Source organism: Achromobacter sp. ACM01, assembly GCF_014851745.1.
Classification (GTDB): domain Bacteria; phylum Pseudomonadota; class Gammaproteobacteria; order Burkholderiales; family Burkholderiaceae_B; genus Achromobacter; species Achromobacter aegrifaciens.
On record NZ_JACVAF010000008.1, the window covers coordinates 92,106 to 115,350 of the forward strand.

The 23,245-nt window shown below is 67.9% G+C and carries 14 protein-coding genes; 8 read left to right on the forward strand and 6 right to left on the reverse strand.

Features of this window, described 5'->3' with window-relative positions:
• The first annotated feature begins 28 nt into the window (after window positions 1-28).
• The 6 genes from acpS to IB268_RS27895 all read left to right on the forward strand — a co-directional run bounded on the left by acpS (window position 29) and on the right by IB268_RS27895 (window position 6,734).
• Window positions 29-460, forward strand: a complete 432-nt coding sequence (gene acpS, locus IB268_RS27870; protein ID WP_054452884.1) for a holo-ACP synthase — start codon at window positions 29-31, stop codon at window positions 458-460.
• A gap of 57 nt (window positions 461-517) precedes the next feature.
• A complete protein-coding gene (gene nagZ, locus IB268_RS27875) occupies window positions 518-1,576 on the forward strand; it encodes a beta-N-acetylhexosaminidase (RefSeq protein WP_054452882.1) in 1,059 nt (352 codons plus the stop codon).
• Entirely contained in the window at window positions 1,539-3,365 is a 1,827-nt protein-coding gene (gene uvrC / locus IB268_RS27880; RefSeq protein ID WP_054452880.1) for an excinuclease ABC subunit UvrC, read from the forward strand. Before nagZ ends, uvrC begins: the two co-directional genes overlap by 38 nt.
• 177 nt (window positions 3,366-3,542) lie before the next feature.
• Window positions 3,543-4,115, forward strand: a complete 573-nt coding sequence (pgsA, locus tag IB268_RS27885; protein WP_119449989.1) for a CDP-diacylglycerol--glycerol-3-phosphate 3-phosphatidyltransferase — start codon at window positions 3,543-3,545, stop codon at window positions 4,113-4,115.
• A 201-nt stretch (window positions 4,116-4,316) separates the two neighbouring features.
• Window positions 4,317-5,621 (forward strand): MFS transporter, encoded by a 1,305-nt coding sequence (locus IB268_RS27890; RefSeq protein ID WP_192355149.1) that lies wholly within the window; start codon window positions 4,317-4,319, stop codon window positions 5,619-5,621.
• Between the two features lie 111 nt (window positions 5,622-5,732).
• Entirely contained in the window at window positions 5,733-6,734 is a 1,002-nt protein-coding gene (locus IB268_RS27895; protein ID WP_054452876.1) for a cytochrome-c peroxidase, read from the forward strand.
• A gap of 15 nt (window positions 6,735-6,749) precedes the next feature.
• On the opposite strand, the gene queF is transcribed toward IB268_RS27895, so the two are convergent.
• The gene (gene queF, locus IB268_RS27900) at window positions 6,750-7,574 is read right to left on the reverse strand and encodes an NADPH-dependent 7-cyano-7-deazaguanine reductase QueF (protein ID WP_192355150.1); all 825 of its coding nucleotides are present in this window, start codon (window positions 7,572-7,574) and stop codon (window positions 6,750-6,752) included.
• Between the two features lie 324 nt (window positions 7,575-7,898).
• On the opposite strand from queF, the gene aceA reads away from it, so the two are divergent.
• Window positions 7,899-9,218, forward strand: a complete 1,320-nt coding sequence (gene aceA / locus IB268_RS27905) for an isocitrate lyase (protein WP_042794353.1) — start codon at window positions 7,899-7,901, stop codon at window positions 9,216-9,218.
• A gap of 73 nt (window positions 9,219-9,291) precedes the next feature.
• Here the strand turns inward: aceA and IB268_RS27910 are convergent, their stop codons facing one another.
• From IB268_RS27910 to IB268_RS27930, 5 genes are all read right to left on the reverse strand, one after another.
• On the reverse strand, window positions 9,292-13,941 hold the full coding sequence (locus IB268_RS27910; RefSeq protein WP_192355151.1) for a hypothetical protein: 4,650 nt from the start codon (window positions 13,939-13,941) through the stop codon (window positions 9,292-9,294).
• A 9-nt stretch (window positions 13,942-13,950) separates the two neighbouring features.
• Complete coding sequence (locus IB268_RS27915; protein WP_054452870.1) at window positions 13,951-18,123, reverse strand: hypothetical protein; 4,173 nt, start codon at window positions 18,121-18,123, stop codon at window positions 13,951-13,953.
• Between the two features lie 376 nt (window positions 18,124-18,499).
• Complete coding sequence (gene bioD / locus IB268_RS27920) at window positions 18,500-19,936, reverse strand: dethiobiotin synthase (protein ID WP_192355152.1); 1,437 nt, start codon at window positions 19,934-19,936, stop codon at window positions 18,500-18,502.
• Window positions 19,933-20,589: an alpha/beta fold hydrolase gene (locus IB268_RS27925; RefSeq protein ID WP_225591513.1), complete on the reverse strand. Its 657-nt coding sequence runs from the start codon at window positions 20,587-20,589 to the stop codon at window positions 19,933-19,935. The genes bioD and IB268_RS27925 overlap by 4 nt, the downstream gene beginning before the upstream one ends.
• Window positions 20,590-20,615: 26 nt before the next feature.
• Window positions 20,616-21,803, reverse strand: coding sequence for an aminotransferase class I/II-fold pyridoxal phosphate-dependent enzyme (locus IB268_RS27930; RefSeq protein ID WP_054452865.1), 1,188 nt, complete (start codon window positions 21,801-21,803; stop codon window positions 20,616-20,618).
• 145 nt (window positions 21,804-21,948) lie between these two features.
• On the opposite strand from IB268_RS27930, the gene IB268_RS27935 reads away from it, so the two are divergent.
• Window positions 21,949-23,217: an adenosylmethionine--8-amino-7-oxononanoate transaminase gene (locus IB268_RS27935; RefSeq protein WP_175163155.1), complete on the forward strand. Its 1,269-nt coding sequence runs from the start codon at window positions 21,949-21,951 to the stop codon at window positions 23,215-23,217.
• The last annotated feature ends 28 nt before the right edge of the window (window positions 23,218-23,245 follow it).

The following is a 23,245-nucleotide window of genomic DNA, read 5'->3' on the forward strand; positions in this document are numbered from 1 at the left end:
TTTTTCCTGCGGCCGCGCGCTGATTCCCATGTCTGACGCTTCCCGCCCCGCTGCGCCCGCAGGCGCCATTGCCGGCATCGGCATGGACCTGTTGCGCATCGACCGCATCGAGCGCGCGCTGGCGCGCCACGGCGACCGTTTCGCCGAAAAGATCCTGGGCGTCGAAGAACTGCAGAAGTTCCACGCGCGCCGCGCCCGCGACCCGGTGCGCGGCCTGCGTTTCCTGGCTACGCGCTTCGCGGCCAAGGAGGCGTTTTCCAAGGCCATAGGCCTGGGCATGCGCATGCCCATGACATGGCGGCGCGTGCAGACGCTGAACGCGCCCGGCGGGCGTCCCGTGCTGGTGATCGCGCCCGAACTGCTGCAATGGTACGAGCAGCGCTTTGGTGCGGCCCACGTTTCCATTACCGACGAATCCGACATGGCCGCCGCTTACGTGGTGGTCGAACGCAAGCCCTGATCGGCGGACTCGTGTCCGCCGCCGGCTTGCCAGACTTAGACAGAAGGACAGCCTGACATGGCCAAGAAGAAATCCAGGGCGGTCCTGCCGCCCGGCCCCGTGATGGTCGATGTGGCGGGACACTCGCTGACGAAGGCGGAGAAGAAGCGCCTGCGCCATCCGCTGGTGGGCGGCGTGATCCTGTTTGCGCGCAACTTCGAAAGCCGCAAGCAACTGACCGAGCTGACGCGCCAGATCCACAAGGCCCGCAAGGAGCCGCTCTTGATCCTGGTGGACCACGAAGGCGGCCGTGTGCAGCGCTTCCGCGACGACGGCTTCACGGCGCTTCCCGCCATGCGCGACCTGGGCGCGTTGTGGGACCGCGATCCGCTGCAGGCCATGCGCCTTGCGACCGAAGCCGGCTACGTGCTGGCCGCCGAGCTGCGCGCCTGCGGCGTGGACATGAGCTTCACGCCGGTGCTGGACCTGGACTACGGCGTCAGCAAGGTGATCGGCACCCGCGCCTTCCACCAGGACCCGCGCGTGGTCACGATGCTGTCGCGCGCGCTGATCCAGGGCTTGCAGCTGGCGGGCATGTCGGCCTGCGGCAAGCATTTCCCCGGCCATGGTTTCGTGGAGGCGGATTCGCACCACGAGATCCCGGTGGACCCGCGTCCGCTGGACAAGATCCTGCAGGACGATGCCGCGCCGTACGCCTGGCTGGGCGACGCAGTGCTGCCGTCGGTGATGCCTGCGCACGTGATCTATCCCAAGGTCGACAAGCACCCGGCCGGCTTCTCCAAGCGCTGGGTGCAGGACATCCTGCGCACCCGCCTGGGCTACGATGGAGTGGTGTTCTCGGACGACCTGACCATGGAAGGCGCCTCGGTCGCGGGCGACATCCTGGACCGTGCCAACGCGGCGCTGGGCGCCGGCTGCGACATGGTGCTCGTATGCAACCGGCCGGACCTGGCGGACGAATTGCTCGAACGCCTGAAGTTCGAGCACGCGCCCGAGTCCGTGGCGCGCATCCGCCGCCTGATGCCGCGCTTTGACGCGCCGGACTGGGATACCTTGCAGGCTGAAAGCCGTTATCAGAATGCCCGACGACTTCAATCTCAAATCGTTCCTGGCTGACCTGCCGCATCTGCCGGGCGTGTACCGGCATCTGGATGCGGCCGGAGAGGTCATGTATGTCGGCAAGGCGCGCGACCTGAAAAAGCGCGTCTCGTCGTATTTCCAGAAAAACCTGGCCAGCCCCCGCATCGCCCAGATGGTGGCGAAGGTGGCGCGGCTGGAGGTGACGGTGACGCGCTCCGAAGCGGAAGCGCTGATCCTCGAAAACAACCTCATCAAGACCCTGAAGCCGCGCTACAACATCCTGTTCCGCGACGACAAATCTTATCCCTACCTGCTGATCACCGGCCACGAATGGCCGCGCATTGCCTATTACCGCGGCGCCACCAACAAGCGCGGGCAGTACTTCGGGCCGTTCCCCAATGCCTGGGCCGTGCGCGAGACCATCCAGATCCTGCAGAAGGTATTCCGCCTGCGGACCTGTGAGGACTCGGTCTTCGCCAACCGTTCGCGACCCTGTCTGCTGCATCAGATCGGGCGCTGCTCGGCGCCCTGCGTCGGCGCGATCGAAGCCGCCGACTACGAACGCGACGTGCAGCGCGCCGTGCGCTTCCTCAACGGGGAAGCCAAGGAGGTGATGGGCGAAATCGAAAGCCGGATGCAGCAGGCGGCCAGCGAACTGCGCTTCGAGGAAGCGGCGGCGCTGCGCGACCAGATGGGGTCGCTGGCGCGCGTATTGCACCAGCAGACCATGGAAAACGTCAGCGGCGAGGACACCGACATCATTGCGGTGGCGATCGCGGGCGGCAAGGTCTGCGTTAATCTGGCCATGGTGCGGGGCGGCCGCCATCTTGGCGACAAGCCGTTCTTTCCCACGCATGCCGAGGGCGAGGCCGCGCCGCAGGTGCTGGAAGCCTTCGTGGCCCAGCACTACACCGACAATGCCATGCCGCCGGTGCTGGTCTGTTCGCACGCGTTGCCGGATCCTGACCTGATCGGCCTGTTGGTGGAACAGGCGGGCGGACGCCCGTCGCGGGTGCTGACGCGTCCGCAAGGCGCGCGCCGCGCCTGGCTGGAGCAGGCGGCCAAGAACGCCGAAATGGCCTTGGCCCGCGCCTTGACCGAGTCCGGCGCCCGCGCCGCCCGGACACTGGCGCTGGCCGAGGCGCTGGACCTGGACACGGACGAAGCCGCGCTCGACGCGTTGCGCATCGAATGCTTCGACATCAGCCACACGGCGGGCGAAGCGACCCAGGCGTCCTGCGTGGTGTTCGAACACCACGACATGCAGCCGTCGCTGTACCGCCGCTACAACATCGCCGGCATCACGCCGGGCGACGATTACGCCGCGATGCGCCAGGTACTGAGCCGCCGCTTCGCCAAGGTGGCGGACGGCGAGGCGCCCATGCCCGGCCTGGTGCTGATCGATGGCGGCAAGGGCCAGGTGGAAGTCGCCCGCCAGGTGTTCGTGGAACTGGGCCTGGATATCCAGACGTTGGTAGGCGTGGCCAAGGGGGAAGGGCGCAAGGTCGGCCTTGAGACCCTGGTGTTCGCCGACGCCCGCCCGCCGGTGGCGCTGGGCGGCGAATCCGCCGCGCTGATGCTGATCGCCCAAGTGCGCGACGAGGCGCACCGCTTCGCCATCACCGGCATGCGCGCCCGCCGCGCCAAGGCCCGCAACGTTTCTCGCCTGGAAGAAATCGAAGGCATCGGCGCCCGCCGCCGCCAGCGCCTGCTGGCCCGTTTCGGCGGCTTCTCCGGCGTGGCTTCGGCCAGCATCGAAGACCTGGCCTCGGTCGACGGCATCTCCCAAGACCTGGCGATCCGCATCTATGAAGCCCTGCGGTAGCCGCCATGCATAAATGCCGGCGGTTACTCACCCTCTGCTCGGTTACAGACGCAGCAACCGGCGTAGCGCCCGCCGGGCCGCGCGGATCCGGCTCCGCCGGTCCGCAGCGGCGCCCCCCTGGGGGGGAAGCGCCTCAGGCGCTTCGGGGGGGCGTCTTACTGTTAGCATACGGACACTATGCCAATTAATGTACCCATTATCCTGACATGGCTGCGCATCGCCATGATTCCGCTGGTGGTCGGGCTGTTCTACCTGCCCGAAAGCTGGATGTCGGTCCCTGTGCGCGACACTTTCGCCGCCTGGGCTTTCATTATTGCGGCGCTGACCGACTGGTTCGATGGCTGGCTGGCCCGCCGCTGGAACCAGACCTCGGCGTTCGGGGCCTTCCTGGATCCGGTCGCCGACAAGCTGATGGTCTGCGCGGCCCTGATCGTCCTACTGGACCTCAGCCGCGTCGACGCCTTTATTTCCCTGATCATCATCGGCCGTGAAATCACGATTTCCGCGCTGCGCGAATGGATGGCCAAGATCGGCGCCAGCGCCAGCGTGGCGGTGCACCGGCTGGGCAAGTTCAAGACGGCCGCGCAAATGGTGGCGATTCCCTGCCTGCTGTACAACCAGCCGATCTACGGCGTCAGCTCGCGCCTGCTGGGCGATGTGCTGATCATCGTGGCGGCGGTACTGACGGTGTGGTCGATGCTGTATTACCTGCAGCGCGCGTGGCCTGCCATCCGCGAAAAGGCCATGTAGTCCAGAGTCCGTATTTTTGTTTGGCAGAGCGGCGGCACGGCTCGCGCAAGGCGGCCGCCGTTACATACCAAGAGCGATCCGCCGGCGTGTCCGGGACGGCGCCTACAGTCCAACGCCCGGAACATCCGGACGTTGCCGGAGACAACCCGCGCACCGCCGCATCGGCGCCGCGCCACCTGCCGCTGACCGCGGCCGCCTGCAATGAACACCGCTGCGAATACCCTGGCCCTGGACGCCGCCGCCCGCCGGCGCGACTGGAAGATCATTCTGCTGATCGGGGTGGCCCACGCTTCCTCCCACTTCTTCCAACTGGTCCTGCCCTCGCTCTATGTCTCGCTGGGCAACGAGTTCGGCCTGGACTTTGCCCGCCTTGGGCTGCTGGTGTCCACGTTCTATGTGGTTTCCGGCATCGGCCAGGCGTCCTCGGGCTTCGTGGTGGACCGCATCGGCGCGCGGCCGGTGCTGTGGTTCGGGCTGGCGTGCTTCGTGTTGTCCGGCGTGCTGATCGGATCGGCCAACGGCTACGCCATGCTGATTGTGGCGGCCGTCGTGGGCGGCATCGGCAACTCCGTGTTCCATCCCGCCGACTATTCCATCATCAACCATCGCATTTCCGCGCCGCGCCTGGGACATGCCTTCTCCACGCACGGGCTGACGGGTAATCTGGGCTGGGCGCTTACCCCGGTTTTCATGACCAGCATCACCTTGCTCGCAGACTGGCGCGTAGCGGCCTATAGCGCCGCCGGGCTGGTGGCCTTGGTGCTGTTGTTGACGATTCTGGGTCGCGATCTGATCGGCGGCCCGTCGCCGCTGGAAGGCCACGCGGACGTGGAAGCCGGCAAGGCCGCTCCCAAGCCCACGGCAAAGCCGCAGGAAAGCGTGCTGACGACGCTGACCACGCTCTTGTCCAAGCCGGCGCTGTGGGGCGCGTTCCTGTTCTTCGCCTGCACCTCCATTGCGCTGTCCTCGGTGCAGAACTACACCATCCCCTTGCTGGGCCAGCTGTACGACCTGTCCAAGGTCGCGGCCAGTTCGGCGCTGTCCGGCTACATGGTGGCTTCGGCCGTCGGCATGGCCGCGGGCGGCTTTCTGGTGTCGGCCAATCCGCGCACCGAACGCACCGTGATGGTGGCCCTGATCCTGGCGGGCCTGACGCTGGTGGTGCTGGCGCTGGGTTTGGTGCCGGCTGTGATGGCCGCACCGGTGGTGGCCCTGGCGGGCTTCTGCTCCGGCGTCGCGGCGCCGTCGCGCGACATGCTGATCCGCCGCGTCACGCCCAAGGGTTCCACCGGCTCGGTCTACGGACTGGTGTACTCCGGCATGGACGTGGGCTCGGCCCTGGGGCCGCTGGCCTTCGGCCTGCTGCTGGACGCCGGGCTGCGGCAGGGCCCCTGGGTGGGCGCGGGCGTGGCATTCGCTGCCGCCGCCTTCCTGGCGCAATGGATCGCGGTGCAGGCGCGGCGTGCGGAACCCGCCGCTGCGGCTTCGGCGGCTGTGCGTTCCTGATCATGGCGGGCCCTGCACGGGCCCGACCGTTTGACCCGGCGCAAGGTTCGACCCGTTTCCCTCTGATGTAATGACCTTTATGGGACAAAGGTTATTTACAGGAGAAGCGAAATGAGAAGGGCAAGCGCGTTGCTGGCGGCCGGGGTCGCCTTGGGCAGTTGGATGGGTCTGGCCCAGGCGGCTTCGCAGGAACCGATACAGCCGGTGGAGCCGGCGGTCATCAAGGAGCCGGCCAAGGTCGAACTGGGCAAAAAGCTCTTCTTCGATCCGCGCCTGTCCCGTTCCGGCGCGATTTCCTGTAATTCCTGCCACAACCTGGGCATGGGCGGTTCGGACAATCTCAAGGCCTCGATCGGGCACAAGTGGCAGCAGGGCTCGATCAATTCGCCGACGGTGCTCAACTCCAGTCTGAACATCGCCCAGTTCTGGGACGGCCGGGCCAAGGACTTGCGCGAGCAGGCGGGCGGCCCCATCGCCAATCCCATGGAGATGGCGTCCACTCACGAACTAGCGGTGCAGGTGCTGAATTCCATTCCCGGCTACCGGGCGGAATTCAAGCAGGTCTTCGGCAAGGACGACATCACCATCGACGAGGTCACCGGCGCCCTGGCCGCGTTCGAGGAAACGCTGGTGACGCCCAATTCGCGTTTCGACCAGTGGCTGCGCGGCGACCAGAAGGCGCTGACGGTGCGCGAGCTGGCCGGCTACGAACTCTTCAAGAACAGCGGTTGCGTGGCCTGCCACAACGGCGTGGCGGTGGGCGGCAATTCGTTCCAGAAGATGGGCCTGGTTACGCCCTACGTCACCGAGAACAAGGCCGAGGGCCGCGCGGCGGTGACGGGCAAGGACGCCGACCGCTTCAACTTCAAGGTGCCGACGCTGCGCAACGTGGCGCTGACCTATCCGTACTTCCATGATGGCGAGGCAGCTACCTTGACGCAGGCCGTGGACGTGATGGGCCGGTTGCAGCTGGGCCGGACCTTCACGCCCGATGAGAACGCGCAGATCGTGGCGTTCCTGAAAACCCTGACGGGCGATCAGCCGGCGATCCAGTACCCGGTGCTGCCGCCGTCGGCGGATGACACGCCGCGGCCCGAGCCTTTTGTGAAGTAACGCGGTTTCCGGCGCCTACTGGCGGACGGTACGCACGTCCGCCGGCGGCCCGGCTTCGAAGTTGCTGCGCCAGGGGTTGATGTCCAGCCCGCCGCGGCGGGTATAGCGCGCATAGACCGTCAGTTGTTCCGGCCGGCAGGCCTGCATGATGTCGCTGAAGATGCGTTCCACGCAATGCTCGTGGAATTCCGCGTGCTGGCGGAACGAGACCACGTAGCGCAGCAGCGACTCGCGGTCTATGGGCGCGCCGCGGTAGCGGATCTGCACGCTGGCCCAGTCGGGCTGGCCCGTGACAGGGCAGTTCGATTTCAGCAGGCGCGAGGCCAGCGTTTCCTCGACCACGTCGCCCGGGCGGGTGCGCAACACTTCGGGCGCGGGCTCGTAGGTGTCGATCTCGATGTCCAGCTTGTCTATATAGATGCCGTCCATTTCGCCCATCTGCAATTCGGAGAAGCGCTGCGGCAGGAAGAAATCCAGCCCCACCGGCGCGCCGGCGGCGGCGCTCAGGTCGCGCTCCAGACGGCCGCGCAGGGCGGCCGAATTGACCAGGCGGGTCTGGTTGAACGAGTTCAGATAGAGCTTGAAGGACTTGGACTCGATGATGTTGGGGCTGTCGGCCGGCACCGAGAAGGTGGCCATGGCCACGCGCGGCTTGCCCTTGGCATCCAGCCAGGACAGCTCATAGGCATTCCACAGGTCCACGCCGGTAAAGGGCAGCTTGCCGGCTTCCAGGTTCAGCGCCGCGCGATTGTGCGAACGCGCGATGGGGAAGAGCAGGGAGGGGTCGTATTGCGAGGCGTAGGCCACGCTCTGGCCCAGCGGGCCGTGGGACAGCGTCATAGCGGAGTCATCGGAAACTTGAAGAATGAACGCATTGTAGGCGGTCGTAAAAAAGGCCGATTTTCCACATTGTGAAATGTAACCTTCGTCATGTGAAAGCCACTGCTGCGCAGCAGCGGGAGCCCATTTCACAGATGATAATTGCGTTCCGCAATACGAAATCAACTTTGTAATTAATTGATTTATAAGAATAATATTTTTCGTCTTCTATAAGACATCAGTCCACATTGCTCCGCAGCAGAGGCATAGACTTTGTCCAACGATTCACGCAACGCAGGACGCGAATCTTTTGAAGTCTTCCCATCACTGACCAGGAGCATCAACATGAGCAACCGCGAAACCGAAATCCGCAATCTGCAGAAGGACTGGGCTGAAAACGCCCGTTGGCAAGGCATCAAGCGCGACTACAGCGCCGAGGACGTCATCCGCCTGCGCGGCTCCATCGGCGTGGAACACACGCTGGCGCGCCGCGGCGCCACCCGTCTGTGGGAATTGCTGCATAGCGAGCCTTTCGTGAATTCGCTGGGCGCCCTGACCGGCAACCAGGCCATGCAGCAGGTCAAGGCCGGCTTGAAGGCGATCTACCTGTCCGGCTGGCAAGTTGCCGGCGACGCCAACCTGGCCGGCGAGATGTATCCCGACCAGTCGCTGTACCCCGCCAATTCGGTGCCGCAAGTGGTCCGCCGCATCAACAATTCGCTGACCCGCTGCGACCAGATCCAGTGGATGGAAGGCAAGAATCCGGGCGACGAAGGCTACATCGATTTCTTCGCCCCGATCGTGGCGGACGCCGAAGCCGGCTTCGGCGGCGTGCTGAATGCGTTCGAACTGATGAAGGCGATGATCGAGGCCGGTGCTTCGGGCGTGCACTTCGAAGACCAGCTGGCTTCGGTCAAGAAGTGCGGCCACATGGGCGGCAAGGTGCTGGTCCCGACCCGCGAGGCCGTCGCCAAGCTGGTGTCGGCGCGCCTGGCGGCCGACACGATGGGCACGCCCACCGTGCTGCTGGCCCGCACCGACGCTGACGCGGCCGACCTGGTGACCAGCGACGTCGACGAGAACGACCGTCCCTTCATCACCGGCGAGCGCACCGTCGAAGGCTTCTTCCGCACCAAGGCCGGCATCGACCAGGCCATCTCGCGCGGCCTGGCCTATGCGCCGTACGCCGACCTGATCTGGTGCGAAACGTCCACGCCCAACCTGGAATACGCCCGCAAGTTCGCCGAGGCCATCCATCGCCAGTTCCCGGGCAAGCTGCTGGCCTACAACTGCTCGCCCTCGTTCAACTGGAAGAAGAACCTGGACGACGGCACCATCGCCAAGTTCCAGCGCGAGCTGGGCGCCATGGGCTACAAGTTCCAGTTCATCACGCTGGCCGGCTTCCACGCGCTGAACTACGGCATGTTCGAACTGGCCCACGGCTACGCCCGCCGCCAGATGAGCGCCTTCGTCGAACTGCAGCAGAAGGAGTTCGCCGCCGCTGAAATGGGCTTCACCGCCGTGAAGCACCAGCGCGAGGTCGGCACCGGCTACTTCGACGCCGTGACGCAGACCATCGAAGGCGGCCAGTCCTCGACCACCGCGCTGACCGGTTCGACGGAGGAAGCGCAGTTCGAACACGGCAAGGAACAGAAGGCCGCGTAAGCATCGCAGGAGAGTTATGCAGTTGTAGTTGCTGTTGTAGGGTGGATTCGGGTGCCTTCGGGCACCCTTTTTTTTAGAGCCCGAAGAACGCCGAATACACCAGCCTTTCCTCCACCACGCGACGCTGCTGGATGGCGCCGGCGCGCCGTTCGGGCACGGCGTTGTCGGTGTAATAGCGTTCATACTCGCGCACCGCGATGCGCGCGGGCTTGCCGCCGCGGTCGGGCAGCGTGACGCTGGCGGACCAGATGACCGGGTCCAGCAGTTCGCCCAGCAGAGGCCCCTCCAGTACCGGCGGAAAACGCACCACCGGGCCGACCGCCACGTTGCCCAGGCGCGATAGATCGGCCAGCGTCGCGGGCGTGGCGGTTTCCAGGATGGGCAGTTCGCGCATGCGGTCTATGAGTATGGGGCCAGGTATCGGGCCGGGCGGCTGGGGCGCCGGCCCGGACGGGTCCAGCAGGCCCGACGCCAGCACGGCGGCGTCGCTCCAGGCCAGGTCGCTGTCCAGCGCCGGGTCGCGTGTCTGCAGCACCAGCTCTACGCGGTTGCGGCCGCTTTCGGCGGTCTGGCCTATGCCAGGGATGAAGGAGATGTTCAGGTACTCGGAGTCCAGCGGGAACTTCATGGGTCCATGCTTGGGCACCACGCCGCGCAGGCTGAACGCCAGCCGGCCGCGCTTGACCTCGAACACCGCGCGGCGGCGCGGCAGCACCTGGGAGAACTCGGCCTGCACCACCCGCGACAGCTTGGCCGAACCGATGGCGTTGGGCTGATAGCGCGCCAGCGCCAGGCGCACGAAGGGCATGTAGGTCCGGCCGGGATCGAGCTCGATGTCGCAGTACCAGCGCGCGCGTTCCTCGCTCCAGCGCACGCGGTGTCCGACCACGTGGACCAGCTGGGCCGGGATTTCCTGCAGATAGACCTGCTCGTCGGTGACGCGCGCCGAGAAGTCCGACACGCGCGCCTTGTGCTTGGGCGGGGGCGTCTCCCAGAGCGGATCCATGCCCCATTGCGTCACCAACGGCGTCAGCGGGTTGGTGATGTCGGTGAAGTTCTGGCCGTCGCCCGCGATCACCACGCCCAGCAGCTCGCCGTCGCCGGAGGAGAACCAGGGCCGCTCCAGCCAGACCCGCAGGCCGTTGCCCAGTCGCGTCACGTCCAGCTTGCCGTTGCTCGCCGTTTCCTCCCAGCGGAAGGTCGGCACGACGTAGGTCAGGACGGGGGCGTCCGGCGGCGCGCTGGCGCGCACGATGGTGTTCTGCGCCGTGCCGTCGCGCCTGAGCACCGGAGCGCCCGGGTCATCGTCCGCTCCTGTTTCCACCAGCGGGCCGTCGGCAACGGGCCCCAGCCGCGTGACCTTGTCCGTCTGCGCGTACAGCGAGGGCGGCAGGTATTCGCGGAACCGCGTGGCCGCGCGCAGGCGGTAGCGGATGAGGCGAAAGCGGGTGTCGCCGAATTCATGGCGGTCGCCGCGCGCGCGCAGCTTGCCGTCCGCGTTCAGTTGTTCCTTCACCGCATTGCTCAGGGTGAAGAGGTTTGCGTAGTTTTCGGACAAGGGAACCTCCGCCAGCACGCCATGGCCGGCCTGGCGTTCCGGACGCGGCTTCTGCAGGTCATCCACCCATTCGTGCCAGTCGGCCTCGATCTCGACCTTGCCGGTGGTGGGGCCGTGCAACCGCACGCGGGCATACAGGTTTGCATGGGCATCGCCAGGTCCGCGCTGCGGTTCCTCGGCCATCAGCAGCAGGGGCTCGCAGATCGGCTGCTGGGTCGCATGGACCAGCACCAGCGAGCGGTACGGCGTGACCATCCAGCAGCCGCCCAGCACGGACGACAGGCGCAGCGTCGCGCGCTCGCCTTCGTTGCTCGCCCAGGCGGGGATGCCGAAGGTGTTGGCCAGGCCGGGATTCACAAAACTGGAATAGCGCAAGCGGGCAATGCGCCCTTTGGGCAGGTAGAAGGTCAGGACCCGCTTGGCCTCGTCCCAGCTTGGGAGTCCGTCGTCGAGGAAATCCTCCGAGCAGGGCGGGTCGGCCAGGGTGGCGCGGCGCTCTTCCAGCACGATGCGCAAGCCCAGCGTGTCCGGCCACTTGGACGCATGCGCCACCAGCAGCACAAGTTCTTGCGCGGGCGTCAGCGCGATCACCGCGCTGGGTCCCAGCACCTTCGGTCCCGTGACGCCGGGCAGGGCATGGCCGGGCTGGGCGCGCAGCGCGATGCCGCCCGCAGCGGGGTCCGGCAAATAGGGCGTGAGCACCTGGGCTTCGCGGTGGATGACATATTGCCCGGCGGCCAGGCGCTCGCCGGTGGGGTGCTCGGGCGAGGGCTCTTTCGGCGGCACCTGTGCGGTGGTGGCGACCTGGTCCAACGCCTGCGGCGTCACGAGTTCTATGTCCGTGCCTGGTCCCTGGTCGTAGAGCGTGCCCGCGTCGCGGGCTGCGATTTCATAGGCCTGCTTGATGTTGGCGGGGTTGCCCATCATGCCGTCGAACAGGCCATGTGTTTCGCATTGCAGCTGCGAGGCCTTGGGCGGCACCACGTGGCGTTCATTGATGGCGGTATACGCGTAGTCCTTGGATGCGTCCTCCTGGCGTGCAGCCTTGAAATCGGGGCTGTCGAGGTAGGCCGCCGGGTCCATGCCGGTATTGCTGCGGATCACCATGCGTTCCAGCGACTCGCCTTCGCTCAGGCGGGCGCGCTGCACCAGCGCGGGCGGATCCACCGGTTCGAAGCGCCAGTAGACGACCGGCTGGGTGGCGTTGTCGTCGCGCTCAAGCGATGGATCGTCATGCGCCAGGCTGTTGCCGGCCAGGTCCACCAGGCGCGCGCGGAAGCGGTAGGGCATGCCGAAGCGCAGGCGCGGCAGGCTGCCCTTGGCCGCCGCGAAGCTGACCGCCAGGCCGTTGCCTTTCTCCGTGGCCGTGTCCTGCACCTCTTCCGGCGTTTCGCCCTGCACGCCGCTGTCCGGGTCCACGCGATCGCGCAGGGTGCGTCCCGGACGTGGCGCCACCAGGCTCCAGCCAGTCCAGCGGAACAGGGATTCATGCAGGTATTGGTCGTCCGGATTCTCTCCGCCGCTGGTGGAGGCGCCTTTCACATAGCCCTCGTCATCAGGAAATTGCAGCGGCGCGCCGCCGTCCGTGCAGCGGTAGGCGCCGGCGCGCTGGCACAACGAGCGCCATTTCGGGGAATCGCCCGGAGCCTGCGCTTGCGCATCCACGCGATAGCCGCGCAGCAGATCCTCGGCATAGAGCACGATGCTGCCCGGCGCGCCCGACAGGGCGGCATTCTTCAGGGCCGCGGCCGCCGCGTTCTGCGCCACTTCCCAGGCGCGGCCGCGCCGCGCCACGCCCAGGCCGCCCGAGCGCAGCGCGGCCACGCCCTGTTTGTCGCCGGTGGTGTAGGTCACCGCGCCGTCGGCGCCCAGCGCCAGGCTCCTGGCGATCAGATTTTGTGCGCTGAGCACGAAGTCCACGGTCTTGAGCGCCGCGCCGTCGGCGTCGACCTGGTAGACGTCGAACGGCGTGCGGGGTTCGTACAGGTTCCAGCTGTCGTCGGCGCGGCGCAGCTTCAGCATGCCGCGCTCATGGTCGGCGGGGTTTCGCGGACGCGTGGTGAAGCGTTCCGCGTCGCCCGTCCAAGCGGTGGCAGGGCAGGCGTCATCGCCGGCGTCGTGCCCGTCCTCCCACCGCAGGGTCAGGAAGAAATAGCCCTGCGCGGCGGGCGCCGCCGCCAACTGCTGCTCCAAGGCCGAGCCCGCCGGGACCAGGCAATCAATGACCAGTCCGAGCTGGCGCAGCAGCGCCGGGTAATCGCCGTAGGACGCCACGATGGCGTGGAAATCCATTTCCGGCTGGACGGGCGGCGCGGGTACGTTCTCGCCGTCCGGCCGCCGGATGCTGCGCTGTTGCGCCGTGGGCGGATCGCGGCGATAGAAGCGGTTGGCCTGGAACAGGGTGTACTCGGCCTGCGAGTTCCATAGCTTCATCAGGTTCTGGTCGGGGCCGGCGAGCCCGCCGTCGTTCCAGCGGGTGGGCAGGGCGCGCAGCGGAAAGCTCACCCCGGGCTGGGGATTGCCTTCAGCGTTCACGCCCGGCGCGGCGGCGTGGCCTTCGTAGACGCTGTGCGGGCCGTAGACCTGCGAGCGCAGCACGCGCTCGGCGCCGTCGCCGCCGTCGTCGAAGAAGCGGTCGAAGCCAGGCAGCGGCATTTCGACGCGCCGGTCGCCCAGCGAGATGAAGGTCGTGCGCGTGCCGCAGTCGCCCAGCATGTCCTTCAGGCCCGGATGCGCGTCGCGCCAGGGCAGCAGGGTGGGCGGCGTGCCGGTGGCCTGCACCGCCAGCCTGCCGTAGTGCTTGCGCGCCAAGCCCAGCACACCCGCCACCGAATACGAGAACAGGTTGACCTTGCTCATGTCGCGGAACACGAAGCCGGCGACCGGCGTGGTCTTGGGCAGCAGTCGTTCCCAGAGCGCCGCGTCGGCCTGCGCCTGCGGCTCCAGTTCGATCTCCGCCGCGCCGGTGTTCAGCGCAAAGCGCACGCGCTCCAGCGTGCGCGGCCAGTTGACCCAGTCGGCGAACGCGTGCAACTGCTGCTCGTTGACGGCCTGCGGCGTCAGGCGCGGCGAGGCCACGATGGAGATGCGCAGCCGGCCGGCGTCGGGGCCGGCGGGCACGCGGCCGTTGGGGATCGCGGTCCAGACTATCGTTTGCTTGGCCATGGACGTTCCTCAGGCAAAGGCTTCGGCGTATTCGCGCCAGGCGTACTCGCTGCTGTCGTCGATCTGCGCCAGTTCCTGCGCCAGCGGCAGGTCGGGATGCGGCCCCATCAGGTCGCGGAAGCCGGGGTCGCCATTGGACCCGGCGAACTTGCGTTCGCATGACAGCGACACGCTCATCGAGAACATGAAGACTTCGATCTCGACGGTGATGGTGGCGCGCCCCGCGCATTTGCCGCTTTCGAACTCGTAGCGCAGTTCCAGGTAGATCTCGATGGAAATGCTGACGATGCCGAGCACGCTGACGCAGCCGCCCATGCGGAAGTAGCCGGCCAGCGAGCAGGCGTTCTTTTCCATGCGGAAGTAGATGCCGGCCATGACGTGCACGCCGCCGGAGGCCACGCCCAGATTCACCGACACGCTGGCGCCGAACTCGAAGGCCGCTTCCATCAGCTGGATGCCGCTGGGATCCAGGGTGATGCCGAAAAACCCGCCGCCGCCGAACATGCATACCGACAGGTTGAAAGGCTGTTCGCGCGTGCAGAAATTGAAGCGCACGGACAGGGGCTGGCCGATGAAGGGCACGGTGAAGCCCGCGCCCAGACTGAGGTTGGACAGATTGAAGACGCCGATGGCGACGGCCGGCAGCGCCAGGTCGAAGCCGGCGTCCACGCCCTTGGCCGAGATATCCAGATAAGGCGGATCGGAGAATCCGTCCAGCGGGATCAGGTCGCGCAGCGTTTCGACGAAGGATAGCGGGCCCACGAACTTGATGTCTGTCAGCAGCACGTCCACGTCCATCTTCGCGGCCGTGTCGATGCGGAACTCGATCTTCTCGAAGTTCAGCTCCATGAAGCTGGCAGGCGCGATCAGGACCAGGTCGAAGTCCTTCAGCGAGCAGACCACCGACATCTTGGGCGCGCTCTGCCCGTTCTTGCGCACACGCGCTTCCACCGCCACGCGAAAGCCATGCGTATCGTTGACGCGGAACAGCGGCGGGTCGCCAGGCTTGATCGACCAGCTCTTGATCACCGGATTCCAGTCGAAGCGGAGGGTGAGCTCATCGCCGGTCAGCAGTTCCAGCAGCTCCGCGCTGGCCAGCACCGCATCGACCGCCAGCTTGACCGCCTGCAGCGCTGTCTGCGCGATCTGGCGCGGCGCGCCTTCCAGCAGGCGTGCGCCGCCTATGGTGCCGGACAGCGGATCGACCGCGGCCGTGATGGCCTGCAGACGCGGCCTGAGCGTCGCGGCGTCGGCGAACAGGTCGTCCAGCTGGTCGGGGTGGCCCACAACCGCGTCGAGCGCGTCATACAGCGCCTTGCCCTGCACCAGCAGCGCCGGCACGACGCCGACGCTGTCCAGGAGCGTCTGGGCGGTGTTGGCGGCCTGGCGCAGCGATTGCCGCAGGCCATCAGGCAAGTGCGCGCCGTTCACCTGCGCGTCCGCCGCCGTGCTCAACGCCCGCGCGGCATCGCGCGCGGCGGTGAGCACGGCAGGCAATCCCGGCAGCGCGGGCGCGGCGTCGAAGGACAGTCCGGCCAGCAGCGCGACCTGCGCGCGCACGGCGTCCAGCGCGGCGATCAGATCGTTGACGCGGGCCTTTGCGTCCTGCACCAGGTTCTGCGCGTAGGCCTGCGCCTGGCCGAGCAGATCCTGCAAGGTGTCTTTCAACACCTGCAACGCGGCCTCGGCGATGCGGCCTGGTTGCTGCGCCAGGTCCGCCACCAGGGCGTAGAGCCGGCCCATTTCGTTGACCAGGCTTTCCAGCTGGGAGCAGGCTTCCGATACGAAGCGCGGCACCCGCTCCGGCGTGCCGGCGGCGTTGGACACCGCTTCAATCACGTCACCCAGCGGTATGCAGCCGAACAGCAGCGGAAAGGGCAGGTCCGAGGACATGACCTTGGGGAAGATGTCCGGGCCGCTCATCTTGCCGGCGACGAAGTCCGAGACCTTGCCGCTGACCGGACCCGCCATGCGCGACAGCGCCGTGGGGCGCAGATTCGGCTGGACGAAGCCGCCCGCGCGGTCGCCCTGCGCGGAGAAGTTCAGCACCGCGTCGCCGCGATAGCCGGGCTCGGCGTCTATGTTGCCGAAGACCTGGCCGACGTTGCCGGAATCGAATCCGAACCGGAGGTAATGGTCGTTCCAGCTCAGCACGCTGTTGCTGTCGCTGCCGGTCAGTTCAGCCAGCGCGGCGATGCGGATCTCGGCGCGCTTGATGCCGGGATAGAACAGCGGGCCGTTCAAGGAGTCGCTGTAGGCGCGCAGCTGGGTATTGCCCGGATCGACCAAACCGTCGAACTCGATCGTCTCCGCTTGCGCGGCGGTATCGCCGGGCTTGAGCGGGGAGGCGAACGTGACGCGCTGCTGCTTGAACTGCGCGGTGCGGCGGCCGGATTCGGCATCGCGCCAGGCCTTGCGCGTCTGCTTCGCGAAAATCTCCGCGTTCACGTAGTCCGGCGTCAGCCATTGGCCGCTGAGCTTGCGCGGGCAGGCATGGCCGCCGTCCATGAAGATCATGGGCAGGTCGAACTGCACGATGCGGCCATCGATGTCGGTGGCCGAACAGGCGAAGCGGAAGGGGGTTCCGCCTATGCACGGCCAGAACAGCAATTGTCCCAGGCCATCGATGTTGCTGGCCTGGGAGGTAGGGGCATCCAAACTTGGCGTGACGGTGGTCAGGATGCGCACGCTGGAGAATGGCATCTGCCGATGCAGGAAGATCATGTTCCCCGAGTCGTCCCGCGCCTGCAGCTGCGGATCGGCATACACGCGTTCGCGCTGGCGCACGATGATGAACAGGCGTTGGCGCAGGTAGGCCGGGTTACCCGCCCTGGCCGTATGGAACTTGCGTTCGCTGACCTTCACCAGCGAAGCGCGGTGGCCGAAGGGGAACAGCAGGCCCTTGTAGACCACGCGGACGTAGTGGTCGCGGCCCATGGCGCCGCGATGCGTCCATTCTTCCAGCGACAGCCCGGGCGCGTCCCAGTTGCCGCGCGAGTCCAGCCAGGCGCCCAGCGCGGACAGCATCAGCAGCTTGGCGTCCACCGGCTGCGGCGTGTAGTTGGCGACGGAAAAATTCGACGACAGGTGCGCGATCTGGAACCGGTCGAAATCGTCCATCGGCATGCGGAAGGGCGAGGTGTTCGGTTGCGGCAGATAGGTCGTCGCCGGCACGGGAAACGCTGCCTGCATGGGCTTGGTCGTGCCTTCGCCGCCCAGCGCCCAGATAGCGCGCAGGGTCGGCTTGGGATCGTCCGCCTGCGGCGCCGTTGCGCTGTTCTGCGGCTGCGCGGCCAGCAGCTGGGTATGCCAGAGCTCGGTGTGCTGCGTGGCGGCGGAAGTCGCTGGCGCCTTGGCGTGGCGCCAGCGTTCGTCCGCATGCGGGCTGAGGATCAGCCGCCACGGCAGTTCTATCGCCGTCTGCTGCGCGGCGGGCAGCGCGGGCTTGGGGCCGCGCCTGAGGATTTCGATCAGGGCGCTGGTGCGCTGAACCTCACGGACCGGCGCGCCGCCGCCCAGGCGCAATGCGCGCAGGCCTGGCGCGCCGCCGGCCTGCCGCAGCAACAGCGCACCGGGCGCGTTCTGCTGCGTGGCGATGCGTGCGCTGCGCAGCGCGAAGCTCGATAGCGCCGCGCGTTGCACCGGCGAGAGCTTGTCGATGCGGGTGTCGAACAGATCGCGCAGGTTCAGGCGCGGCGCGCTGGGCCCGGGCGGGCGCGCATTGGCGGCCACGGTCAACGGCAGCGACTCCATCGCGGCCAGCACGCCTTCCAGCGTGTAGGGCACGTCGAAGCCGTCGGGAACGTCAAAGGCCAGCCGCGATTCGCCGGCGATGCGCGCGCGCACCGGCGGACCGGTGGGATCTTCCACGCCGCCTGGTTCCGGCTTGCCCGGCGTAGGACGGGGCGGCGGCTGGTTGGCGGTGCCGGGAGGCGGACGTTCGAAGAACGTCTCTTCGCTGATCGACTGCGGCGGGAAGTGGACGATGAGCGTGGCGGCCCCGTCGCCAGCCTTTTTCAGGCGAGGAGGTTGGCCCGGCGTGACCGTCAGGTTGCGCAGCTCCAGCCGCAAGGCCAGCAGATCGGCCGGGCGCAGCACGGCATGGCCGGGGCGGGTGCCGTCGAAGAAATTACGGTTGGGATTGGGGGCCAAAACAGGAATGTTCAGCCTTCTGGTGACCATGCCAGTTCTCCTGCAAATAAGGAAACCCAGGAACGAAATCCTGCACGTCCAGCTACCTGCGAATCGAACTGCCAATGTGGCGAAAATTATCGTTGTGTTGCGTTAGTAGTCAACAACGCACGAGCATGCGGCCGCTGTCGCCGCGGCCGCGCCGGCTTGAGAATCCGGATGTGGCTGAAAGATGTAGGAGAGGCGTGCTTACGCCGGGGAAGTTCATGCTTTGCATGAGACTTTTGCCGCCATCCTCAGCCACGCGAAGTGCTGCGGCGGAACCTGTCCGCGTGGGGGACGGGTGGCCGTCAGCGGAATTTATTTTGTACGAATGCGTAACGGCTATGGCCCCGGAAATCACGCCATCCGCGGCCGCGCCAGGATCTCAACTGGCGACCGCGGGCGCACCGCCCAGCGCCTGCAGGCATTCCGCCAGCGGAGGAATGGCGCTGGCCAGGGCCTGGACGGTTTGCGCGTCGACCTTGGCCAAGGGCGGAATCTCGGCCAGCACGCGGACGTCGCCAAAGCGCTCGATGGCTTCCTTGTTGCCCGCCGAAAGCGGTCCGCTCATGATCACGCCCAGAACCGGAATGCCGCGGCGCTTGAGGGCCTCCAGGCTGAGCAGGGTGTGGTTGATGGTGCCCAGTCCGCTGCGGGCGGCCAGCACCACCGGCATATCCAGCCTGGCGATCAGGTCGATCATCATGTGGGTGTCGTCGATCGGCACGTAGAGGCCGCCCGCGCCTTCCACGATCAGCGGCGCCTGCGTGGCCGGCGGGACGATGCTGGTGGCGTCGACGATGGTGTCTTCCAGCGTGGCCGCGGCCCAGGGCGACAGCGGCGCCTGCAGCACGTAGGCGGGCAGGTGCAGGCGTTCGGGCGGCAGCCCGGCCAGTTGCGCCACGGTCTCGGTGTCGCCGGGTTCTTCCGCCACGCCCGTCTGCACGGGCTTCCAGTAGTCGGCGTTCCAGGCGCGCGCCAGGATCGCGGACACCAGGGTCTTGCCGATGCCGGTATCAGTGCCGGTCACGAAAACGCCGGCGGGGGACTGGTTCGATTTTTTCCACATACCGTAGGCCAGGTGATAGGTCACCCCGGCTCCTTGTTCGTCAAACGCCGCCAGCACCCGCCGCAGTTGCGCCGCGCCCAGCGGCGCGCGTCCTGGAGCGGGCGTGGTGGCGCCTATGCCTTTCAGGGCGCGCAGGAAATGCAGCCCGTCAGGATGATTTTGTATCAGCCGTTCGCTGCGCACGCCACCCGCCAGATTGCCCCTGTCCGGATGGATGGAGGCGGCGGCCGGGTAACGCGGCGTGGCGGCGGCAAGCCCTGCCGCAGCATGGGCGGCCTGCCATTCCTGGAATGTGCCGTTCGCCAGCGTCGCCACGGCCAGGCAGCCGCCCGGGGCGAGCAGCGCGGCCAGCCGGCCCAGCCCGGCATTCAGGTCGGAAAACCATTGCACCGCCAGGCTGGAGCAGATCAGGTCGTAGCCGCCTTCGAGCCCCGCGGGGTGCTCGCCGTCCAGCAATTGATAGCGGGCCTGGCCTGGCAATGCGGGGCCGCGCTGCGCGGCCGCGAGCATGCCGGCAGCGATGTCGGTGACGGTCCAGTCGGCGGGACCGATGCGGCGCGCCAGCGCCTGGGTCAGCAGGCCGGTGCCGCAGCCGATCTCCAGGATGCGCGGGCGGGATGGCAGGGGCAGCAGCGCGATATCGCCGGCCAGCCGCTCGGCTGCCAGCCGCTGGACGGACGCGTGGTTTTCATAGGCGGGGGCGGCGGCGCCAAAGCGCGCGCCGACGCCAGCGTTGCGGGGAGCTTGCGTCATGCGGCGTGCGCCAGTCCGGCAACGAAGGCGCGGATCCGCTCCGCGCACCAGGGCGCATCCGACGCCGGCAGCAGGTGGCCGCCGCCAGCCCGCTCATGGATCTCCGTGTCGGCCTTGCCGGCAAAAACTGCCTGCGTCATGGCCGGGGGCACGATGAGGTCGTCCGCGCCAGCCAGGACCAACAGCGGCACGGGCAGCGCCGCCAGGGCCTCGCGCCGGTCCTCGTCGCGCAGGGCTTGCAGGTCGCGCGCCAGCGGCGCCAGCTGCGGCTCGCTGAAATCGGTGGCGTCGCCGCAGCGCTGGCGGAAGTCGCCCAGCACCGCCGCGGGGTCGGAGGACAGGCGCCTGGACATGCGATCCAGCACGCGCGGCGCCACGCCGGCCTCGAAGCCGGGGCCGGCGGAAAAGCGGGCGAAGCCGTTGATCGACACCAGGCCGAGGCAGTCTTGCGGCAGTTCGCGCAACAGGCGCAACACGCCCAGCGAATGGCCGATGGCGATCACCGGGCCGGCCATGGCAGGCTCCTGCGCCGGCCCGAAGTAGCCCGCGTCGAAGACGGCTTGCGGCCAGTCTGCGAGTTCGGCGCGCAGCGGCGTCCAGACCGAGCCGTCGAAGGCCCAGCCGTGTACGAACAGCAGGGTGGGGCGGGGCATGCCGGCTTGCATGGGAACGGCGGCCATCACGCCAGCGCGGCGGCGAAACCGTCGATCAGCCGCGCCACGTCCACGTCGCGGTGCGCGGCGCTCAGCGTGACGCGCAGGCGGCTGGTGCCGGCGGGGACGGTGGGCGGGCGGATCGCCACGGCCAGCAAGCCGCGCTGTTCCAGTCCCGAGGCCAGCGCCAGGGCGCGGGCTTCGTCACCCACGATGGCCGGCACGATCTGGGTGGAGGATGCCCCCGTGTCCAGCCCCATGCCGCGCAGCGCGGCGCGCAGGTTGTCGCCCGCGGCCGCCAGGCGGGCGCGTTCGGCGTCCAGCGTGGGCACCAGGTCCAGCGCCGCGTCCATGGCGCCCAGCACCGCGGGCGGCAGCGCCGTCGTGTAGATGAAGCCCGAGCAGGCGTTGACCAGGTAGTCGCACAGCGCGCGCGAACCGGCGACGTAGGCGCCGAATCCGCCCAGCGCCTTGCTGAACGTGCCCATGGCCAGGTCGATGCGGCCGGGCGCCAGCCCTGCCAGCCCCATGCCGCGGGGGCCCAGCACGCCGGTGGCGTGCGCTTCGTCCAGGTAGACGAAGGCGCGGTAGCGGTCGGCCAGGGTTGCCAGCCGTTCCACGTCGGTCCGGTCGCCGTCCATGCTGAACACGCTTTCGGTGACGATGAATCGCGATACAGGCTGGCCGGCCGCGCTGTCCGCCCTGGCGGCCAGCAGGCTTTCCAGATGGTCCAGGTCGTTGTGCCGGAAGCGGATCTGCTTCACGCCCGCCGCCTGGCAGCCATGGTGCAGGCTGGCGTGGTTGAGCTTGTCGGCATACAGCTCGACCTCGCCCTGGCTGGCGGCCGCGCGCAGCAGGGCGGGCAGCACGGCGGCGTTGGCTTGCCAGCCCGAGGCCAGCAGCAGCGCGGCTTCGGTGCCTTTCAGCCGGGCCAGCTTGGCTTCCACCTGTTCGTGCAGGTCCAGGTTGCCGGTCACCAGGCGCGACGCCTGGGCGCCCGCGCCGTGGCGGGCTGCCCATTCGCGCGACCGCTCGACCAGCAGCGGATGCCGCGACAGGCCGAGGTAATCATTGCTGGAGAAGTTCAGGACCGGCTCGCCCTCGAGGACGAGGCGTCCCGGGGCGGCGGCGGAGGCCGTGCGCAGGCGGCGGCGCACGCGGCGCGCTTCCGCGCGCGCCAGCTCGGAGGAGAAAAGCGGATCCAGCTTGGACATCTATATTTCCGGCAGCGGCCGGGCAGGGGGAGGCCGCGCCAGGCCGTAGAATGCGGGCCATTGTAGTGGAGGCGGACGCTGCCCCCGTTCCGGCCGGATGCGCCGGGCGGACCCGGCTCGCGCCGCCGGTATCGAGAGGTGAATCATGCACACGCCCGACTGGGTGGCCCAGGGCCAGCCCCATATCTGGCTACCCTATGCCCAAATGAAGACGGCCACGCCGCCGCTGCCCGTGGTGCGCAGCCATGGCAGCCGGCTTGAGCTGGCCGACGGCCGCAGCCTGATCGACGGCGTCGCGTCCTGGTGGACGGCCTGCCACGGCTACAACCACCCGCACATCGCCCAGGCGGTGCGCGCGCAGCTGGACGCCATGCCGCACGTCATGTTCGGCGGACTGACCCATGAACCCGCATTGACCCTGGCCCGCCGCCTGGCCGGCATGCTGGGGCCGGGACTGGACCGCGTCTTCTATACCGATTCCGGCTCGGTGGCGGTGGAAGTCGCCATGAAGATGGCGCTGCAGTTCTGGCTCAACCAGGGTGAACGCGGCCGCAGCCGTTTCCTGGCGTTCCGCGGCGGCTATCACGGCGACACCTTCGGCACCATGGCGGTGTGCGATCCGGATGAGGGCATGCACAGCCTGTACCGCGGCATGCTGGCCGAACACGACATCGTCGACCTGCCGCGCGGCGAAGCGGAGCTGGTTGCGCTGGAGGCCCACCTGGAATCCCATGGCTCGCGGCTGGCCGGCATCCTGGTCGAGCCGCTGGTTCAGGGCGCGGGCGGCATGCTGCTGCACGACCCGGAAGTACTGCGCCGTCTGCGCCGTTTGGCCGACCGGCACGGCCTGCTGCTGATCTTCGACGAGATCTTCACCGGCTTCGGCCGCACTGGCACCATGTTCGCCTTCGAGCAGGCCGGCATCCGGCCGGACATCGTGACCTTGTCCAAGGCGCTGACCGGAGGCACCCTGCCGCTGGCCGCCACGGTGGCCAGCAGCCGGGTATTCGAGGCGTTCTGGTCCGACGATCCTTCGCACGCGCTGATGCACGGCCCCACCTTCATGGGCAATGCGCTGGCCTGCGCCGCAGCCAACGCCTCGCTGGATCTCTTTGAGACCGAACCGCGGCTGGCCCAGGCGCAAGCGATCTCCGCGAGCCTGACGGCCGGCCTGGAACCGTGCCGCGAGCTGCCCTGGGTGCGCGACGTGCGCGTGCTGGGCGCGATCGGCGTGGTGGAACTGGACGGCATCGCCGACCGCGAGGGCCTGAAGCGGCGCCTGGTCGAAGCCGGCGTGTGGGTGCGGCCGTTCGGCAATGTGGTCTATCTCACGCCGGCGTTGACGATCGCCGACGGCGAACTCGCCAGCCTGATGCGGGCGGTAGTGGACGTGCTGCGCCGCCAGCGTCCCTGAGCCGGATCGCGCCCGGTCGGCGTTGCCG